At 70.4% G+C, this 15709-nt stretch carries 17 protein-coding genes; 8 read left to right on the forward strand and 9 right to left on the reverse strand.

What is annotated here, in order from left to right:
* The first annotated feature begins 7 nt into the window (after positions 1–7).
* Positions 8–283: a DUF6412 domain-containing protein gene (locus MIAR_RS14385; RefSeq protein ID WP_285637395.1), complete on the forward strand. Its 276-nt coding sequence runs from the start codon at positions 8–10 to the stop codon at positions 281–283.
* Between the two features lie 75 nt (positions 284–358).
* The gene (locus MIAR_RS14390; RefSeq protein ID WP_285637398.1) at positions 359–1096 is read left to right on the forward strand and encodes a YidC/Oxa1 family membrane protein insertase; all 738 of its coding nucleotides are present in this window, start codon (positions 359–361) and stop codon (positions 1094–1096) included.
* A gap of 16 nt (positions 1097–1112) precedes the next feature.
* Here MIAR_RS14390 and MIAR_RS14395 read toward each other — a convergent pair whose 3' ends face one another.
* From MIAR_RS14395 to MIAR_RS14420, 6 genes are all read right to left on the reverse strand, one after another.
* Complete coding sequence (locus tag MIAR_RS14395; protein WP_285637401.1) at positions 1113–2246, reverse strand: alcohol dehydrogenase catalytic domain-containing protein; 1134 nt, start codon at positions 2244–2246, stop codon at positions 1113–1115.
* Entirely contained in the window at positions 2243–2947 is a 705-nt protein-coding gene (locus MIAR_RS14400; RefSeq protein ID WP_285637404.1) for a phosphonatase-like hydrolase, read from the reverse strand. The genes MIAR_RS14395 and MIAR_RS14400 overlap by 4 nt, the downstream gene beginning before the upstream one ends.
* Positions 2944–4062: a TIGR03364 family FAD-dependent oxidoreductase gene (locus tag MIAR_RS14405; RefSeq protein WP_285637407.1), complete on the reverse strand. Its 1119-nt coding sequence runs from the start codon at positions 4060–4062 to the stop codon at positions 2944–2946. The genes MIAR_RS14400 and MIAR_RS14405 overlap by 4 nt, the downstream gene beginning before the upstream one ends.
* Positions 4059–5810 carry a phosphonate ABC transporter, permease protein PhnE gene (gene phnE, locus MIAR_RS14410; RefSeq protein ID WP_285637410.1) on the reverse strand — a complete coding sequence of 584 codons (1752 nt, stop codon included), beginning with the start codon at positions 5808–5810 and terminating at the stop codon, positions 4059–4061. The genes MIAR_RS14405 and phnE overlap by 4 nt, the downstream gene beginning before the upstream one ends.
* Positions 5807–6619, reverse strand: a complete 813-nt coding sequence (gene phnC / locus MIAR_RS14415) for a phosphonate ABC transporter ATP-binding protein (RefSeq protein WP_285637413.1) — start codon at positions 6617–6619, stop codon at positions 5807–5809. The genes phnE and phnC overlap by 4 nt, the downstream gene beginning before the upstream one ends.
* Positions 6620–6713: 94 nt before the next feature.
* The gene (locus tag MIAR_RS14420) at positions 6714–7640 is read right to left on the reverse strand and encodes a phosphate/phosphite/phosphonate ABC transporter substrate-binding protein (RefSeq protein WP_285637416.1); all 927 of its coding nucleotides are present in this window, start codon (positions 7638–7640) and stop codon (positions 6714–6716) included.
* 171 nt (positions 7641–7811) lie between these two features.
* Between MIAR_RS14420 and MIAR_RS14425 the strand changes: the two genes are divergently transcribed.
* Together MIAR_RS14425 and MIAR_RS14430 are read left to right on the forward strand one after the other, a co-directional pair.
* On the forward strand, positions 7812–8558 hold the full coding sequence (locus MIAR_RS14425; protein ID WP_285637419.1) for a GntR family transcriptional regulator: 747 nt from the start codon (positions 7812–7814) through the stop codon (positions 8556–8558).
* 8 nt (positions 8559–8566) lie between these two features.
* Complete coding sequence (locus MIAR_RS14430) at positions 8567–9058, forward strand: YfbM family protein (RefSeq protein ID WP_285637422.1); 492 nt, start codon at positions 8567–8569, stop codon at positions 9056–9058.
* 273 nt (positions 9059–9331) lie between these two features.
* Here MIAR_RS14430 and MIAR_RS14435 read toward each other — a convergent pair whose 3' ends face one another.
* Positions 9332–10474, reverse strand: coding sequence for a sensor histidine kinase (locus MIAR_RS14435; protein WP_285637424.1), 1143 nt, complete (start codon positions 10472–10474; stop codon positions 9332–9334).
* A gap of 229 nt (positions 10475–10703) precedes the next feature.
* On the opposite strand from MIAR_RS14435, the gene MIAR_RS14440 reads away from it, so the two are divergent.
* A complete protein-coding gene (locus MIAR_RS14440; RefSeq protein WP_285637427.1) occupies positions 10704–11360 on the forward strand; it encodes a response regulator in 657 nt (218 codons plus the stop codon).
* A 31-nt stretch (positions 11361–11391) separates the two neighbouring features.
* Here MIAR_RS14440 and MIAR_RS14445 read toward each other — a convergent pair whose 3' ends face one another.
* Positions 11392–12258, reverse strand: coding sequence for an EamA family transporter (locus MIAR_RS14445; RefSeq protein WP_285637431.1), 867 nt, complete (start codon positions 12256–12258; stop codon positions 11392–11394).
* 224 nt (positions 12259–12482) lie between these two features.
* Here MIAR_RS14445 and MIAR_RS14450 point away from each other — a divergent pair, with 224 nt between their 5' ends.
* Positions 12483–13787 carry a M18 family aminopeptidase gene (locus MIAR_RS14450; protein WP_285637434.1) on the forward strand — a complete coding sequence of 435 codons (1305 nt, stop codon included), beginning with the start codon at positions 12483–12485 and terminating at the stop codon, positions 13785–13787.
* A 35-nt stretch (positions 13788–13822) separates the two neighbouring features.
* Here MIAR_RS14450 and MIAR_RS14455 read toward each other — a convergent pair whose 3' ends face one another.
* Positions 13823–14497 (reverse strand): arsenate reductase/protein-tyrosine-phosphatase family protein, encoded by a 675-nt coding sequence (locus MIAR_RS14455; protein ID WP_285637437.1) that lies wholly within the window; start codon positions 14495–14497, stop codon positions 13823–13825.
* Positions 14498–14545: 48 nt separating this feature from the next.
* On the opposite strand from MIAR_RS14455, the gene MIAR_RS14460 reads away from it, so the two are divergent.
* Complete coding sequence (locus MIAR_RS14460; protein WP_285637440.1) at positions 14546–15247, forward strand: aquaporin; 702 nt, start codon at positions 14546–14548, stop codon at positions 15245–15247.
* Positions 15244–15645: an arsenate reductase ArsC gene (locus MIAR_RS14465; protein WP_285637442.1), complete on the forward strand. Its 402-nt coding sequence runs from the start codon at positions 15244–15246 to the stop codon at positions 15643–15645. The genes MIAR_RS14460 and MIAR_RS14465 overlap by 4 nt, the downstream gene beginning before the upstream one ends.
* Positions 15646–15709 lie beyond the last annotated feature (64 nt).

The following is a 15709-nucleotide window of genomic DNA, read 5'->3' on the forward strand; positions in this document are numbered from 1 at the left end:
GACGGCCATGATCCAGACGCTGCTGCAGCTGCTGCTGACCGCGCTGCGCGTGGTGCCCCTTCCGGCCGGGACCTCGGCGGGCGGGATGCTGGGCATCGCCGCGGTGCTCATCGCGGTCGCCGTGCTCGCGATCGCCCTGGCGCTGGTCCGGCCGATCTTCGGCATCCATTCCGTGCCGCATCCAAGACGCGCCATCGACGTGTCCGCCCTGCTCGCGCAGAGCGATCCGGATGCGGCGGGGCATCCGCGTCCGCGAGCCCCGGGAGCCGCGTTCGCCGCGTGACCCCGCCGACGCCCTGAGCGTCCGCAGCGGGAGACCGCGGCATCCGCCGACCTCCCGCGACCACGAACGGACACCATGGACATCTTCGCCTTCCCGCCTCTCGCCCTCCTCCTGGACGGCGCCTACACCGCACTGCTCTCCCTCTCGCACCTGCTCGAACCGTTCGCCGGCGCCGCGGCGGCCGCACTCGCCGTCGTTCTCGTGACGCTGCTCGTGCGCACCTGCCTCATCCCCGTCGGCGTCTCGCAGGCGAAGGCCGAGCAGATGCGCGCCCGCCTCGCCCCCAGGATGCGGGAGCTGCAGCAGAAGCACGGCAAGGACCGCGAGAGGCTGCAGCGCGAGACCATGGCGCTGTACCGCGATGAGAAGGCCTCGCCGTTCGCCGGATGCCTGCCGCTGCTCGTGCAGGCCGCTGTCGTCGGCATCCTGTACACCCTGTTCCTGCGTCCCGAGATCGCCGGGCACGCGAACGCGCTGCTGAGCCACGACCTGTTCGGCGCCCCGCTCGGCACCTCGCTGCTCGGGGCGATCGGCACCGGCATCGACGCGGCCACCGTGATCGTGTGGGCGGTGGCGCTGCTGATCATCGTGGTCATCGCCGACATCACCCGACGGGTGTTCCCCGCGCAGGTGCCGGATGAGGGGCCGCTGGCGGTGCCGGGCATGGAGAGCACGATGAACGCCCTGCACTACCTGACCGCGGTGTTCGCCGTGTTCGTGCCGCTCGCCGCCGCGCTCTACCTGGTGGTGACGGTCACCTGGACGCTGGTGCAGCGCGCGCTGCTGCGCCGCAGGTACCCGCTGCCGGCGTGAGGCGGGTCGGCGCGACTCAGCGGGCGGCGACGGCGATGCGCAGCGGCGCGTCGGGGGCGGATGCCGCGGCGAGCGCGCGGTCGAGCTCGGAGAGCGGGTGCACGGCGCTGACCACGTCCGCGAACGGGTGCACGCGACCGGGACCGGCGAGGAACGAGACCGCGTCGGACAGGTCCCGCCCGGTGTAGTTGTGCACGCCGGTCACCGTGACCAGCCGGCGCACGACGGACTCGGCGTCGAGCGGAACGGGATCGGCGGGGAACACCGAACCCACGAGCACCGCGGTCCCGCCCACCGCGACGCCCTCGATGGCGTCGGTGACGGCATGGCCGGATGCCTCGATCACGATGTCCGGCTCGCGATCCCCGGCATCCGCCACCGCGCCGAAGCGGGCGGCCAGTGCCCTCCGTGCGGGGTTGGGGTCGCGCACCTCCACGACCGCGCCCGCCGAGGCGGCGATCGCCGCCGCCGTCAGACCGACCAGGCCCGCACCGTGCACGCGCACGCGGATCCCGTCCAGGTCGCGGCCCGCGGCACCGCTGCGCACCGCCGCGATCGCGGTGGCGGTCGCGCAGGACGCAGGAGCCAGCACGGCGGCCGGCAGCGTCTCGGGCACCCGCACGATCACGGTGCCCTCCCGCAGCTGCGCGTGACTGGCGAAGCCGCCGGTGAGCTCGCGGTGCGGAGCGATCCGCTCGTGGCCGTACTTGCCCAGCTCGCGGCACTTCTGAGTGAGGCCCGCGCGGCATCGGTCGCACCGCCCGCACGACACGATCACCGACCACACGACGCGGTCGCCGATCTGCAGGGGCGTGCCGTCGGCGGCATCCGCTCCCCCGGCACCGATCGCCATCACCCGTCCGACGCTCTCGTGGCCCAGCACGACCGGCACCGGAGCAGGACGGCGGCCCTGCACCGTGTGCACGTCCGACCCGCACACGGTGGACAGCTCGATCGCGACGAGCACGTCGTGCGCGGCGAGCGCGACACCGGGAACGGCGATCTCCTCATGCGGATGCCCCGGCCCGAGGAACGCCATCGCGACCGCGCACGGGCGCAGCACGACGTCCGTCCGCGGCTCCGCATCCCGCTCGGCGAGCGGCCTGCGGGGCAGCGCCGGTGCTGCCTCCAGGGTGACGTCCACGGTCACGCAGAGGGGATCAGGGCGAGGAGGCCTCGCTCGGCGAGCGCGTCACGCAGGTCGACCACGCTGGAGAGCACGGCATCCGCTCCCGCCCCGCTGAGGGTCGCGCGGTCGTGCGCGCCGCTCAGCACGCCGGCGACGAAGCCGGCACCCGCGCGGCGGCCCGACTGCACGTCGCTCGCGGTGTCGCCCGCGACCGCGACGGCCTGCACGGAGGACGCACCCGTGCGCAGCAGCGCGGTGAGCACGAGGTCGGGGTGCGGGCGGCCACGGCCGGCGTCCACCGGAGACAGCGCCACGTCGACCAGGTCGCGCCAGCCGAGCGCATCGATCAGCGCGTCGCGGGTGACCGGGGCGAAGCCCGTCGTCAGCGCCACCTTCAGGCCCGCATCGCGCAGCTGCTCGATGGTCTCGCGAGCGCCGGGGATCTCCTCGGCGCCCTGCTCGGCGATCAGTTCGTCATAGGCGGCCTCGAACGCAGCCGTCGCCCGCTCTGCCGCGGGGCGGTCGCCGTCGGCGAGGTGCAGGAACACCTCGATCTTGGACTGGCCCATGGTGTCGCGCACGTGCTGCAGCGCGTCCTCCCACGGCATCCGGTCCGCCACGCCCGTGCGCTCCGCCGCGCGCTGGAACGCCTGCTCCACCACGCCGTCGTCGCGGACGGTGGTGCCTGCCATGTCGAAGACGACGAGTTCGATTGCGGTCATGCGAGTGCCTCCTGGAAGTGGGCGGAAAGGGCGGACTCGGCAAGGCCCAGTCCGCAGGTCATGCCGATGCCGGTGGTGGCGGCGAGCGCCAGGACACCGTCGGCGGGGCGTTCGTCGAGGAACTCCTCCGGCCCCGAGGCGTAGACGCCCTGCCAGCGCTCCAGCACCCGGAAGCGGTCGGCCTGGAACAGCTCGCATGCCTCGTCGAGGAATGCCTCGAAGGCCCCTTCTGGCTGGAACGGTCCGGGCTGCACGGCCTTCGCGTGCGAGTCGCCGAGGATCAGCGACCCGTCCGGCAGCTGCGTGTACATCTGGTTCAGGTCGAGCGCGGCGAGCTCGGGACGCTCGGCGTGCAGCCGGGCGCGAAGGGCCGCGGTCTCGGGCACCTCCGCGAAGCGCCCGTAGCGCACCAACGACCAGCCGGTGAGCAGCGGTGCGGTCAGCGGGGCGGGCAGGTCGGCGACCACGCGCATCATGTCCAGTGCGCAGCGCTGGATGCCGATGCGCTCGGCAGCTTCCGGCAGCAGCTGGTCGATGTCGTGATTCACCGCAACGACGACAGTGCCGGCCCCGATCGAACCGCGGGTGGTGTCGACCCGGCCGGTCGCGACGCCGGTGGCGGCGGTGCGGAAGCGGAACTCGACGCCCAGGGATGCCAGGCGCCGCACGATCGCCGTCGCGGCCTCGCGCGGGTTCACCTGCAGATCGGGCTCGATCAGTGCGCCACCGAGCACGCCCTCGGGCCGCACCGGGGCCAGGGCGAGCAGGTGCGCGGTCTCCAGCATCCGGATGCCGCCGTCGGACGCCGCCGACTCCAGCACGGCGAGCTCGTCGGCGTGCCGGGCGGCGATCAGGGTGCCGGACTCGCGCAGCCAGAAGCCGGCCTCCCGCGACAGTTGCAGCCACAGCTCCCGTGCCGTGTCGGCGTGACGCCGGGCGACGCCGGTCTGCGCCCCGATGCACAGGTGACCGAAGTTGCGGATGCTGGCCCCGACCGGGGCATCCGTCCGGTCCACGACGATCACGCTCAGGCCGCGGCGGACCGCCGCATACGCGGCGCCCAGCCCGACGATGCCCGAGCCGATCACGACGACGTCGGCGCTGCCCGCGCTCATGCGAACACCTTCCGCATCCACATCGCCAGGCCCTCGAGCGCGAGCACGGTCACCAGGATCATGATCACGATGCTGGCCACGAGCGGGTAGTTCGAGCCCTGGCCGGCGTTGAGCAGGTAGTAGCCGACCCCGCCGCCGCCGACGATGCCGAGCAGGGTCGCCGCGCGCACGTTGGTGTCGAGCATGTAGAACGTGTGCCCGATGAGCGCACGCGAGCCCTGCGGGAAGGTCGCCGCCGCATACATCTGCAGACGGGTGGCCCCGGTGGCGAGCAGCGCGCGCTCTGGCCCTCGTGGCACCTCCTCGAAGGAGTCGGCGATGAGCTTGCCGAGCAGGCCGATGCCGCCGATGGCGAGGGCGATGGTCCCCGCCTGCGGGCCGAGGCCGGTGATGATGATCAGCACGATCGCGAGGATCAGCTCGGGGATGCCGCGGATGATCACCAGCAGCAGCCGGAAGCCGCCCTGCACGCCGCGGTTCGGGGCGACGTTGCGCGCCGCGAGCGATCCGATCACCAGCGAGAGCACGAACGTGATGAGGGTGGCGGCGAGGGCGATCTTCACCGTGTCGAGCATCGCCGCGCCGATCACCGCGAAGCCGTAGTTGCCGAAGTCCGGCGGCCAGAACTGCGCCGCGACCGCGGGCACCTTGCTCCAGAAGGTGAGCAGATCGCCCCAGACGATGTCGCTGACCACGGCGGATGCCACGACCACGGCGACCGCGATCCAGCCGGCCATGGTGTTGCGCACGCGCTGCGGAGTCCACGGACGGCGCAGCGCCTGCTCGACGGTGTCGTACCGACGTGCGCCCACCGCGTCCCCCGTCGGCGCAGCCTGCGACCGACGCGAGAAGAGCCGCACGAACATGCCCCTGCCGGCATCCTTCTCGCCCAGCATCGCCACGCGCACGGCGCTGGAGATGATCTCCATCACCACGCACAGCACGAAGATGACCAGCGCGATGCCGAGACCGAGGCCGTAGTCCAGCGACTTGAAGGCGTGCGACATCTCCAGACCCAGTCCCGCGACGCCCACATAGCCGAGCACCACCGAACCGCGCAGGTTGATGTCGTTGCGGTGCAGCACGGTGGCGACCCAGCTGGGAAGCACCTGCGGCAGCACGCCGGTGGTGAACTCCTGCATCCGCGTACCGCCGGCGGCGCGGATGGCCAGACGCGGCCCCTCGTCGATCTGCTCGATCGCGTCCGCGAACATCTTCGAGATCATGCCGATCGAGTGGATGCCGATGGCCAGGATGCCCGGGAGCGTGCCGAGCGAGAACATGAGCACGAACACCATGGCCAGCACCACATCGGGCAGCGCGCGGGTGAAGACGCCGATGAAGCGGGCGAGGGCGCGCAGCGCCGGATGCGGCGTGGTGTTGGATGCGGCGAGGTACGCGATCGGCACTGAGAGCGCGGCTGCCAGCAGGGTGCCGGTGAGGACCAGGCCCACCGTGAGCACGGTCTGCTGCAGCAGTTCGCCGGGCTCGGGGAAGCTCAGGCCGCCGACGCGGGTGAAGAAGCGCTCGGCGTTGCCGAGGCTGTCGGCCACGCCCGCGAAGCTGATGTCGATGTCGCGCAGCGAGACGACGGCGAGGCCCGCGATCACCAGCAGGGTGATGCTCGCGCTGATGCGCTCGGGGCTCAGGCGCCGGCGCGGCGCGCGCGCCTGCAGCTCGGCATCCGCACCGCCCTGGCTCCCGGAACCCGTCGAAGGGCCCCCGGAGCGCTCGAGAAGAGATGTCATGCGACCGGCTCCGCGATCATGAGCTCGGTCTCCATGGCCTGGATCTCGCCGGTGCTGGTGGCGACGCGACCGTAGATCTCCATGACCTGCGCCTTGTCGAGCCCGGAGGTGTCGGTGTCGAGCACGACCTGGCCGTGACGCAGGCCCACGATGCGGTCGGCCCAGTCGATCGCGAGGTCGACCTGGTGCAGGCTGCACAGCACCGTGAGCCCGTCGTCGGCGGCGATCTCGCGGATGAGCGCCATCACCTGCGAGCTCGACTCGGGGTCGAGCGAGGCGACCGGCTCGTCGGCGAGCAGCACCTGCGGGTTCTGCATGAGCGCGCGGGCGATGGCCACGCGCTGCTGCTGACCCCCGGAGAGGGTGTCGGCGCGCTGATAGGCACGGTCGAGCAGCCCCACGCGGTCGAGGTGGCCGAGGGCGCGCAGCTTGTGCGCCCGGGAGTACGAGAACAGCCCGAGCCGTGGGCCGCGGAGCCCGGCGAGCGAGCCGGACAGCACGTTCTCGAGCACGGTGAGCGAGCCCACCAGCTCGAACTGCTGGAAGATGAAGCCGACGCGGCTGCGCAGCCGGCGCAGCGCCTTGCCGCGCAGGGCCGGCACCTGCTCGCCGAGCACGCTGACGCTGCCGGACGTGGGGATCTCGAGGGCGTCGATGTGCCGCAGCAGCGTGGACTTGCCCGAGCCGGAGAGGCCCAGCAGCACGACGATCTCGCCGCGTCCGACGGTGAGGTCCACGTCGGAGAGAGCGGTGGTGGAGTCGAAGCGCTTGGTGAGGGATTCGATGCGGATGACCGGCTCGGTGCTCATGACAATCTCTTTCGGTTCGGATCTGCGGCTGCGCCGCCTCGATCGATGACGACCAGCCGGGCGCAGGGTGCTGCGCCCGGCTGGTCGGATCAGATCAGGCCTTGCACTGCTTGGCGTTGGTCTGCTTGCAGATGTCGCGGATGACGTCGTAGTACTTGTCGTCGACCGGCTTGGTGGCGTAGAAGGTCGCGCGGAACGCGTCGGAGTCGGCGCTGGTGATGCCGGCCTTGATGATGTCGTCGATGGTGATCTCGGCGAGCGAGTCGACCAGCTTCTTCTTCACGTCGTCGGGCAGGCCGTTCGCGTACACGAGGGGCGCGCCGGGGACCATGGTCTTGGCGATGACCTTGACCTTGTCGGACTTGGCGACCTCGCTGTCCTCTGCGAAGCCCGCCTCGCACTCCGTGCCCTCACCGGTCTTGGTGACACTGACGTCGTGCTTGCCCGCGAAGACGGGGGTGATGTCCTTCTCGGGGTCGATGCCGGCCTTGATGAGGTTGTAGGTCGGGAACAGATACCCCGAGGTCGAGGACGGGTCCACGAAGCAGACCTTCTTGCCCTTGAAGTCCTCGATGGTGCTGATCGCCGAGTCCTTGGGGGCGATGGCCATCGAGTAGTAGCCGGGCTCCTGGCCCTCCTTGGTGACGATCGAGGAGATCGGGGTGAGCTTCGCGCCGTTGTTCGTGGCGGTGATGTACGTGAAGCCCGAGAAGGAGGCGACGTCGACCTTGCCCGCGATCGAGGCCTCGATGAGCGCGGCGTAGTCGGTCGACTCGTGGTACTCGACCTTCTTGCCGGTCTCCTTGGCGATGTAGTCCATCAGCGGCTGGTAGTTGGTCTCGGTGTCGACCGAGTCGGGGACGACGCCGAAGACGAGGGTGTTCTCATCGATCGCGTAGCCGGACTTCGCGTCGCTGGGAGCGTCGCTTCCGGGGGCCGCGCCGGCGGAGCCGGAGCAGGCGGCGAGGCCGAGAGCCAGCAGGACGGCGCCGGCGACGGCGGGGAGAGCACGAAGCTTCATGAGGACCTTTCAGGGGTGTCGGGAAGGTGTCCGACTGAAACTCTGACAGCCCGGATGCCGAGAAATGTACCTATCTTGGGACTGTTCAGCGCCCGTTCACCAAGGGTTCTTCCGGGTTAACTCCGCGCGAATTGACCGCCCCGAGCGGTCGATGCCAAGTAGTATGCCTATGTGGCTGAAGCTGTCTACTCCCAGATCGCCGACGACCTCCGCGCACAGATCTCATCGGGGGCGCTGCGTCCCGGCGACGACGTGCCGACAGAGGCCGAGCTGGCCGAGCGGTGGCGCACCTCGCGCGGGCCGATCCGCAACGCGCTCGCGACGCTCCGGGCCGAGGGCCTGATCCAGACCCATCGCGGACGCCCTGCGCGCGTGGTGTCCAAGAAGGCCGATCAGGCGGTCGACGTGTCGGTGCCGTTCACGCGCTGGGCGCGCGAGCTGGGCGTGACGCCGGGGGCGGTCACGCAGGAGATCAGCCTGCGTCGGGCCGGGGCGGAGCGGGCCTCCGCACTGGAGGTCTCCCCCGACGACACCATCGTGAGCGTGATCAGGCTGCGCCTGCTGGACGGCAGGCCGACCATGCTCGAGCGGCTCTCGTATCGCGAGGACGTCGGCCGGCTGCTGCTGCAGGCAGACCTCGACGCGATCTCCATCACCGAGCACCTCGCCGCCCACGGGCATCCGATCGTCGGCCTGCAGCATGAGATCGACGCGGTGGCCGCCGACGAGCAGGATGCCGCGCTGCTGCGCGTGCCGACCGGTTCCCCCATCCTGCGGCTCAGCCGGATCTCCCGGGATGCCGACGGCCGCGTCTTCGAGGCCTCCGAGGACCGCTATCTCAGCGAGGTGGTGAGGTTCACGGTCGCCGCGTCCGGGATCTCGGCCGACGGCCAGTATCTTCGCGCCGTCGGCGGTTAGGACACCTGATGGGCATACAGGCCGCATACACGCTGGTGGATGAGCAGACGCTCGATCGACTCGTCGAGTCCGCTCCGGAGCATCTCGTGGACGAGCTCGAACGTCTGGAGCTGCGCGAGGGCTCGACGATCTACCTCGACAAGCTCTGGGACGGACTGCATTTCCTCCTGACCGGCGTCTCGGCATCCACGCCCATCGACGACTCCCCTCTCAGCGAGGCCGTCGTCGGCGTGCACGTGTTCGACTCGGACGACTTCATCGGTTGCACCGAGCAGGATGAGCTGGCCCCGATCATCGCCGCTCTGGACGCCGTCGACGTGGATGCGCTCCTCGCCGCCGCCGACTTCACCGCGTTCAGCGAGGCCGGACTGTACCCGCGCATCTGGGACGGCGATGACGACGCCCTGCGACGGGAGCTCTCCGCGGCGTTCACGACGCTCTGCCTGGTCCACAAGCGGGCTGCGGCCGAGGGGATGCACCTGATCATCAGCATCCTCTGACGGACGACCCGGAGTGCGGACGGACGTCGGCTGATGAGTGGCAGCACCACCGCGCTGAAAGGTCCGTTAACCAGATGCGATCGCGAGCGCGTGGTACTGAAGCCTATGAAAATCGCGCTCGCGATCGCGGCGCTGGGGAAGCGCCTTGTTTAAGCGCTGGGGACGCTTATCTGGGGAGATCCCAGGATATGACCCGCTTCCAACCGATATATAGGTCCGAAAGGCGAGACCTATATGGACTTTCGTCTAGTTCTGGACCGGCGACGACAGGGCTCAGGAAAGCGGCATCCGGGTGTGGACCTGCCAGAGACCGCCCGTCTCCCCCGCGCTGAACTCGCCGCTCGCGCCGATCACGCGCTCGGCCATGCGGTTCAAGCCGGTGCCGCTGGAGGGCAGGTCGCGCCGCGGCGTCGACGGCAGCGGGCTGAGGATGGTGAGCGTCGCGTGCTCGTCGTCGACCTGGATCTCCATCCGCACCTGCCCGGCCCCGGCGTGCTTGAGGATGTTGGTCGCCGACTCCCGGACGATGCGGGCGAACACGATGTCCGCAATGCGCGGGATGCGCTCGTCGAGCGAATCGCCGGTGACGACCACGTCATGGCCGGCCGCCTCGATCTCGGCACGGGCCTCGTCGATCGCCTCGCCCAGGTCACCGGTCTGCACGGCGGTCTCGCGGGGCCCGTCATCGGCGAGCTCGATCACGAAGCGGAGGTCGGTCATCGCCTTGCGTGCGGCGACGCGGATGGCCTCCTGGGAGGCGGCGCTGACGGTCGGGTCGTCGAGCATCTGCACGTGCAGGGCGACGACGGTGAGGTGGTGGGCGATGCTGTCGTGCAGTTCCCCGGCGATCCAGCGCCGTTCGGCGAGAACCGCCTGGCGTTCCTGCTCCGCACTCTCCGCGAGGCGCGACTCGAGAGTGCGCCCTCGTGCGGATGCGAGTCGCAGCGCGTAGCCGACGGCTCCAGCGACGGTGGCGACGATGAGGTAGACCCCGACGTTCACGGGAACGCGGTGATCGCCGTACGCGACAGCGGCGGTGGCCACGAGGAACCCGCCGAGGTAGGACAGCACGAGCGCTGTCGATCCGAGCCGCATCACCAGACCCGCCGCGATCGCCGCGGCGAACAGCACCGAGGAGTCCTTGCCGACGAAGAAGGAAAGGATGAAGACGCAGCCCAGCAAGATGGTCGCGACAGGCGGCCACCACAGGTAGAGCACGAACACCGCGGTGGCGGCGACGCTGAACGCGACGCCGACCGGATCCATGCCCGGCGTGAAGATCAGGCCGACGATATCGACGCCTGACACCACGACGAGAAACACGAGCATGACGATGCGCTCGACGGTGTTCAGACGCTCACCTCGGCTGAGGTGGAGGATGCGGGGATCATCCCGGGTCGTTCGGACGAACGGCATGGGTCAAGTATCTCCTATCCTCCGAGTTACAATCAGCGGATAGCACCGAAGAGGCGGGCAAGCTGCTCCCAGAAGGACATCTGATTCACCTCCACTTTTAGGTCTTTTGGCCAGGTACCTATTGATCTTCTCGGTGAATGAGCTGAAACACATCGCACCTGCGACCAGAGTTGAATGGCCGAAAGTCCACATCGCGTCCGTGGCTCTCCCCTCCGGTTAGGCTTCCTCCATGTCGGAAATACGCGTCCTGATCGTCGATGACGACCCGCTGGTCCGGTCGGCGCTCTCGCACTTCGTCTCACGCGGCTCCGACGTCACGGTGATCGGTCAGGCCGAGAGCGGCCGCGAGGCGCTCGAGTTCCTCGAGCACGACCGTCCCGACGTCGTGATGATGGACGTGCAGATGCCCGAGATGAACGGCATCGAGGCCACCGCCGCGATCGCCGAGCGCTGGCCCGAAGTCCGCGTGCTGGCCGTCACCACGCTCGACGGCAGCGACACCGTGCTGCCGATGCTGAGCGCGGGGGCATCCGGCTACCTGCTCAAGGACTCCAGCGCCGAGAGCATCCTGGAGGGCGTGCGGGAGGTGCACAGCGGCGCGAGCTCGCTGTCCCCGCGGATCGCCTCGCTGCTGGTCAAGCACGTGCGCAGCACCGAGCCGGCCGCCGGCGCGGGCGAGGCGCTCGAACCCTTGACCGATCGGGAGTCGGAGGTGCTGGAGCGCCTGGCCCAGGGCATGTCCAACGCCGAGATCGCCCAGTCGCTCATCGTCTCGGAGGGCACGGTCAAGGCTCACCTGGGCCGCATCATGTCGAAGTGGCAGGTGCGTGACCGCGTGCAGATCCTGGTCACCGCCGCCCACGCCGGGCTCGTCGACTTCCGCTGACGCGCCGCCCGCGGCATCCGCCCGCTCGCCCTCAGAACGCGAGCAGCACGATCCCCGCGACCACGACGACGGATGCCGCCACCCGCCAGGCGGGCCGTGACTCGCGCAGCACGAAGGCGCCGAACAGGCTCACCAGCACCACGCTCACCTCGCGCAGCGGTGCGATCAGCGCCACGGGCGCGATCGTGATGGCCTGCAGCACCAGGATGTACGACAGCGGCGAGAGGATGCCGAAGGCCAGGATGCGCCGCCATTCCCGCCTGCCGAAATCGAGCACCGCGCCCCAGCGCCCCCGCACGCCGACACTGTAGAACGGCAGCTGCGCGAGCGTCGTGCCCACCATGAACGCCACCGGCGACAGGCTCCACTCGCGCACCGCGTGCGCATCCCAGATCGTGTAGGTCGCGATCATCACGCCGGTGAGCAGACCGAACAGCACCGCGGGGTCGAGGCCGCGGCGGGCACCGGCGGATGCCGTGCGGCCGACGATGCCGACGGCCACGACACCCGCGATGACCAGCGCGACGCCCACGAGCGCGACCACCGACGGCCGTTCGCCGAGCAGCAGCATCGCGATGATCACCGAGAGGAACGGGCCGCTCCCCCGCGCCGTCGCGTAGACGGTCGACAGGTCGCCGGCCTGATAGCCCCGCTGCAGCACCGACATGTACAGCACGTGCAGCACGGAGGAGACCGCGACGCCGAGTGCGAAGCCGGCGAGGTCGTCGGTGCCGAGTCCACCGGTGAAGGGGATGACCCCGATCCAGATGACCGTGCTGGCGAGGGCTCCCCACCACAGGAACGGCACCCCCGCGCGGCTGACGTTGTGTGCGACGACGTTCCAGGCGGCGTGCGCGACGGCGGCGCTGAGCGCCAGGACGATGGCGATGACCGGCATCCGAGACCCTTCTGCCCGTCGCGGGCGCGACGAACGGGTCCTCCAGGCTTTTGTCCGTTCAGATGACGCCCGGCCGACGGCCGCACGTGGCGCCGCTCGGACCAGCCGGACTCCGCTCGAGTGGAGCGGTGCGTCCCGGAACCCTAGGCGCTGTCCCGTCCACCCTAACGCGACCGGCGGGGCCTGCCGGGCCGACCCGGCGCGCCCCGACTAGCATCGAAGGCATGCCCGTCAGTCCTGCCGCCCTCGCCCACGCCTCTGATCTCGCGGATTTCGTCGCCGCCTCGCCGTCGAGCTACCACGCGGCCGAGGAGGTCGCGCGGCGACTGCAGCAGGCCGGATTCGCGCGGCTCGATGAGACCGACGCGTGGCCGACGCAGGCCGGCGGCCGCTTCGTCGTCGTGCGCGACGGCGCCGCCATCGGCTGGGTCGTGCCGTCGGATGCCACGGCCACCACGCCCGTGCACGTGCTGGGCGCGCACACCGACTCCCCCGGTCTCAAGCTCAAGCCCAAGCCCACCACCGGCTCGCACGGCTGGCTGCAGGCCGCGGTGGAGGTGTACGGCGGCCCCCTGCTGAACTCGTGGCTCGACCGGGAGCTGCGGCTCGCCGGCCGCCTGGCGCTGGCGGACGGCCGCGTGGTGCTCGCCGCGACGGGTCCGCTGCTGCGCCTGCCTCAGCTGGCGATCCACCTCGACCGCAGCGCGAACGAGGGCTTCTCCCTCGACAAGCAGACCGGCACGCAGCCCGTGTGGGGGCTCGGCGACGCCGCATCCGCCGACATCCTCGGCGAGCTGGCCGCCGCCGCGGGCGTCGACGCCTCGGAGATCCGCGGGTACGACGCGGTGGTGGCGGATGCCGCGCGCGGCGCCGTGTTCGGCAAGGACGACGCGTTCTTCGCATCCGGCCGCCTGGACGACCTCGCGTCGGTGCACGCCGGCGTCGTCGCCCTGATCGAGGCGTCGGAGGCGATGGCAGATGGGGCGCTGAGCATGTCGAAGCAGATCCCGGTGCTCGCCGCGTTCGACCACGAGGAGCTGGGCTCGGCATCGCGCTCCGGCGCCGCCGGCCCCTTCCTGGAGGACGTGCTCGTCCGGCTGTACGCCTCGTTCGGAGCGGATGCCATCCACCAGCGCCGTGCGCTGGCGGCGTCGTGGCACCTGTCCAGCGACGTCGGCCACTCGGTGCACCCGAACTTCGCCCACAAGCACGACCCGGTGGTGCAGCCGCTGCTGGGCTCCGGCCCGATCCTGAAGATCAACGCCAACCAGCGCTACGCGACCGACGCCGTGGGCGCCGCGGCCTGGGCGGGCTGGTGCGAGAGCGCCGGGGTCGGCTACCAGGAGTTCGTGTCGAACAACGCGGTGCCGTGCGGCTCGACCATCGGCCCGATCACCGCGACGCGTCTGGGCATCCGCACGGTCGACATCGGCATCCCGATCCTGTCGATGCACTCCGCCCGCGAGCTCGCCGGCGTCGGCGACCTCTACGACCTCTCCCGCGTGGCGCGGGCGTTCTTCGCCGGCTGAGGTCCAGACGCCGAGGTCCGCTCATCGCGCCAGGGTCAAGCCGCCAGGCGGACCCGTGGCGCGAGCCGTTCGACCCGGCTCTGCAGTTCGGCGAAAGCCGCGTCGAAGGCCTCTGATGTGCCTCCCCGCACCGGATCGGGAACCGACCAGTGCAGCGCCGTCGCGGGGTACTCCTCGTGGGCGCGGTCGCACACGGTGATGATCAGATCGGAGGCGGCGACGACGCCGTCCGCGCTCGCCGGGACGGCGTCGCTGAGGTCGAGTCCGTGACGAGCAGCCACCTGGACGGCTCCCGGGGCGACGCGCTGAGCCGGATGCGTGCCCGCACTCACGGCGGGCACAGGGCTGTTCCCGTTCCAGATCGCTCGGGCCAGCTGAGAGCGAGCGGAGTTCGCCGTGCAGATGAACACGACGCGGGTCGCGTCGATGGTGCTGAGCGGGACCAGACCGGACAGCGCCGACGGGTCGAGTCGGACGTACGAACGACGCCCATCGCCCTCGGAGCGGCCTCGGGAGACGATCCCCTCGCGCTCGAGCACGTTGAGATGATGCGCGAGCAGATTCGACGTCATCCCGATCCGCGTGCGGAGCTCGGTGGGCGAGAGGTCGCCGGCTGAGAGCAGGTCGACCACGCGCAGCCGGGCGGAATCGGCGAGCGCGGCGTGACGGCGCGCCCGCGCCTCGAGGGCGAGAATCTGCTCATCATTCATTGCCTCAATCTTGACTGAGCTAATGGAATCCGTCAAGATGATCTCGTCATGAACCACACACCTCTGCCCCGTCGCGCGGCCGCCGAGCTCCTCGGCACCGGCCTGCTCGTCGCCGTCGTCGTCGGCTCAGGCATCGCCGCGGAACGACTCAGCAGCGACCACGGATTGCGCCTGCTGGAGAACTCGATCGCGACGGCGCTGGGCCTGGCGGTGCTGATCGTGCTGCTCGGCCCGGTTTCGGGCGCGCATTTCAACCCGGTGATCACCATCGCGGATTCGCTGCTCCGACGCGACGGCGCAGCAGCGAAGGACCGCGCAGGAGCGGTGACCTACATCGCCGCCCAGCTTGTCGGCGGGATCGGCGGTGCACTGCTGGCGAACGCGATGTTCGAGACGCCGGCCGCGGTCGCGCTGCACGAGCGCGCAACGGCCGCAACCCTCCTCGGCGAGGTCGTCGCCACGGCAGGACTGACGCTGCTGGTCGTCGGAATGGTCCGTGCCGCGCACAGTCTGCCCGTCATCGCCTGCGCAGTCGGCGCCTACATCGGCGCCGCATACTGGTTCACCAGCTCGACGGCGTTCGCGAATCCGGCCGTCACCCTCGGCCGTATCTTCTCCGACACCTTCGCCGGGATCGCCCCGCTCTCGGCCGCGTTCTTCCTCGCGGCGCAGTTGATCGGCGGCGCGATCGGGATCCTGCTCACCGTCGCCCTGTTCCCTGCACCGTCCCTCAAGGAGAAGACATCGTGACCGACCACCCCACCGTGCTCTTCGTCTGCGTGCACAACGCCGGGCGCTCGCAGATGGCCGCGGGCTTCCTGCAGGCGATCGCCGGCGACCGCATCGATGTGCGCTCGGCCGGCTCCGAGCCGAAGGACGCGATCAACCCCGTGGCCGTGCAGGCCATGTCGGAGGCCGGGATCGACATCACGACCGGCACCCCGAAGCTGCTGACGATCGATGCCGTGAAGCAGGCCGACGTCGTGATCACGATGGGCTGCGGCGACGCATGCCCGATCTTCCCCGGCAAGCGCTACGAGGACTGGCAGCTCGACGACCCGGCCGGCCAGAGCATCGAGTCGGTGCGCGTGATCCGCGACGAGATCCGCTCGCGCGTCGAGACGCTGGTCGCCGAACTGGCTCCCTGAACCCGCCGCACCGCTCGCGGCGGGGTCAGGGGCTTCATCTCAGCAGCAGCCGGGGGGGCAGGAG

The sequence above is a fragment of the Microbacterium arabinogalactanolyticum genome (genome assembly GCF_030268005.1).
Lineage (GTDB): Bacteria > Actinomycetota > Actinomycetes > Actinomycetales > Microbacteriaceae > Microbacterium > Microbacterium arabinogalactanolyticum.

Coding starts and splice junctions, on each gene's coding strand:
- MIAR_RS14385 (WP_285637395.1), top strand. CDS start 8: ATGATCCAGACGCTGCTGCAGCTGCTGCTGACCGCGCTGCGCGTGGTG.
- MIAR_RS14390 (WP_285637398.1), top strand. CDS start 359: ATGGACATCTTCGCCTTCCCGCCTCTCGCCCTCCTCCTGGACGGCGCC.
- MIAR_RS14400 (WP_285637404.1), bottom strand. CDS start 2,947: ATGACCGCAATCGAACTCGTCGTCTTCGACATGGCAGGCACCACCGTC.
- MIAR_RS14405 (WP_285637407.1), bottom strand. CDS start 4,062: ATGAGCGCGGGCAGCGCCGACGTCGTCGTGATCGGCTCGGGCATCGTC.
- phnE (WP_285637410.1), bottom strand. CDS start 5,810: ATGACATCTCTTCTCGAGCGCTCCGGGGGCCCTTCGACGGGTTCCGGG.
- phnC (WP_285637413.1), bottom strand. CDS start 6,619: ATGAGCACCGAGCCGGTCATCCGCATCGAATCCCTCACCAAGCGCTTC.
- MIAR_RS14420 (WP_285637416.1), bottom strand. CDS start 7,640: ATGAAGCTTCGTGCTCTCCCCGCCGTCGCCGGCGCCGTCCTGCTGGCT.
- MIAR_RS14430 (WP_285637422.1), top strand. CDS start 8,567: ATGGGCATACAGGCCGCATACACGCTGGTGGATGAGCAGACGCTCGAT.
- MIAR_RS14435 (WP_285637424.1), bottom strand. CDS start 10,474: ATGCCGTTCGTCCGAACGACCCGGGATGATCCCCGCATCCTCCACCTC.
- MIAR_RS14440 (WP_285637427.1), top strand. CDS start 10,704: ATGTCGGAAATACGCGTCCTGATCGTCGATGACGACCCGCTGGTCCGG.
- MIAR_RS14445 (WP_285637431.1), bottom strand. CDS start 12,258: ATGCCGGTCATCGCCATCGTCCTGGCGCTCAGCGCCGCCGTCGCGCAC.
- MIAR_RS14450 (WP_285637434.1), top strand. CDS start 12,483: ATGCCCGTCAGTCCTGCCGCCCTCGCCCACGCCTCTGATCTCGCGGAT.
- MIAR_RS14455 (WP_285637437.1), bottom strand. CDS start 14,497: ATGAATGATGAGCAGATTCTCGCCCTCGAGGCGCGGGCGCGCCGTCAC.
- MIAR_RS14460 (WP_285637440.1), top strand. CDS start 14,546: ATGAACCACACACCTCTGCCCCGTCGCGCGGCCGCCGAGCTCCTCGGC.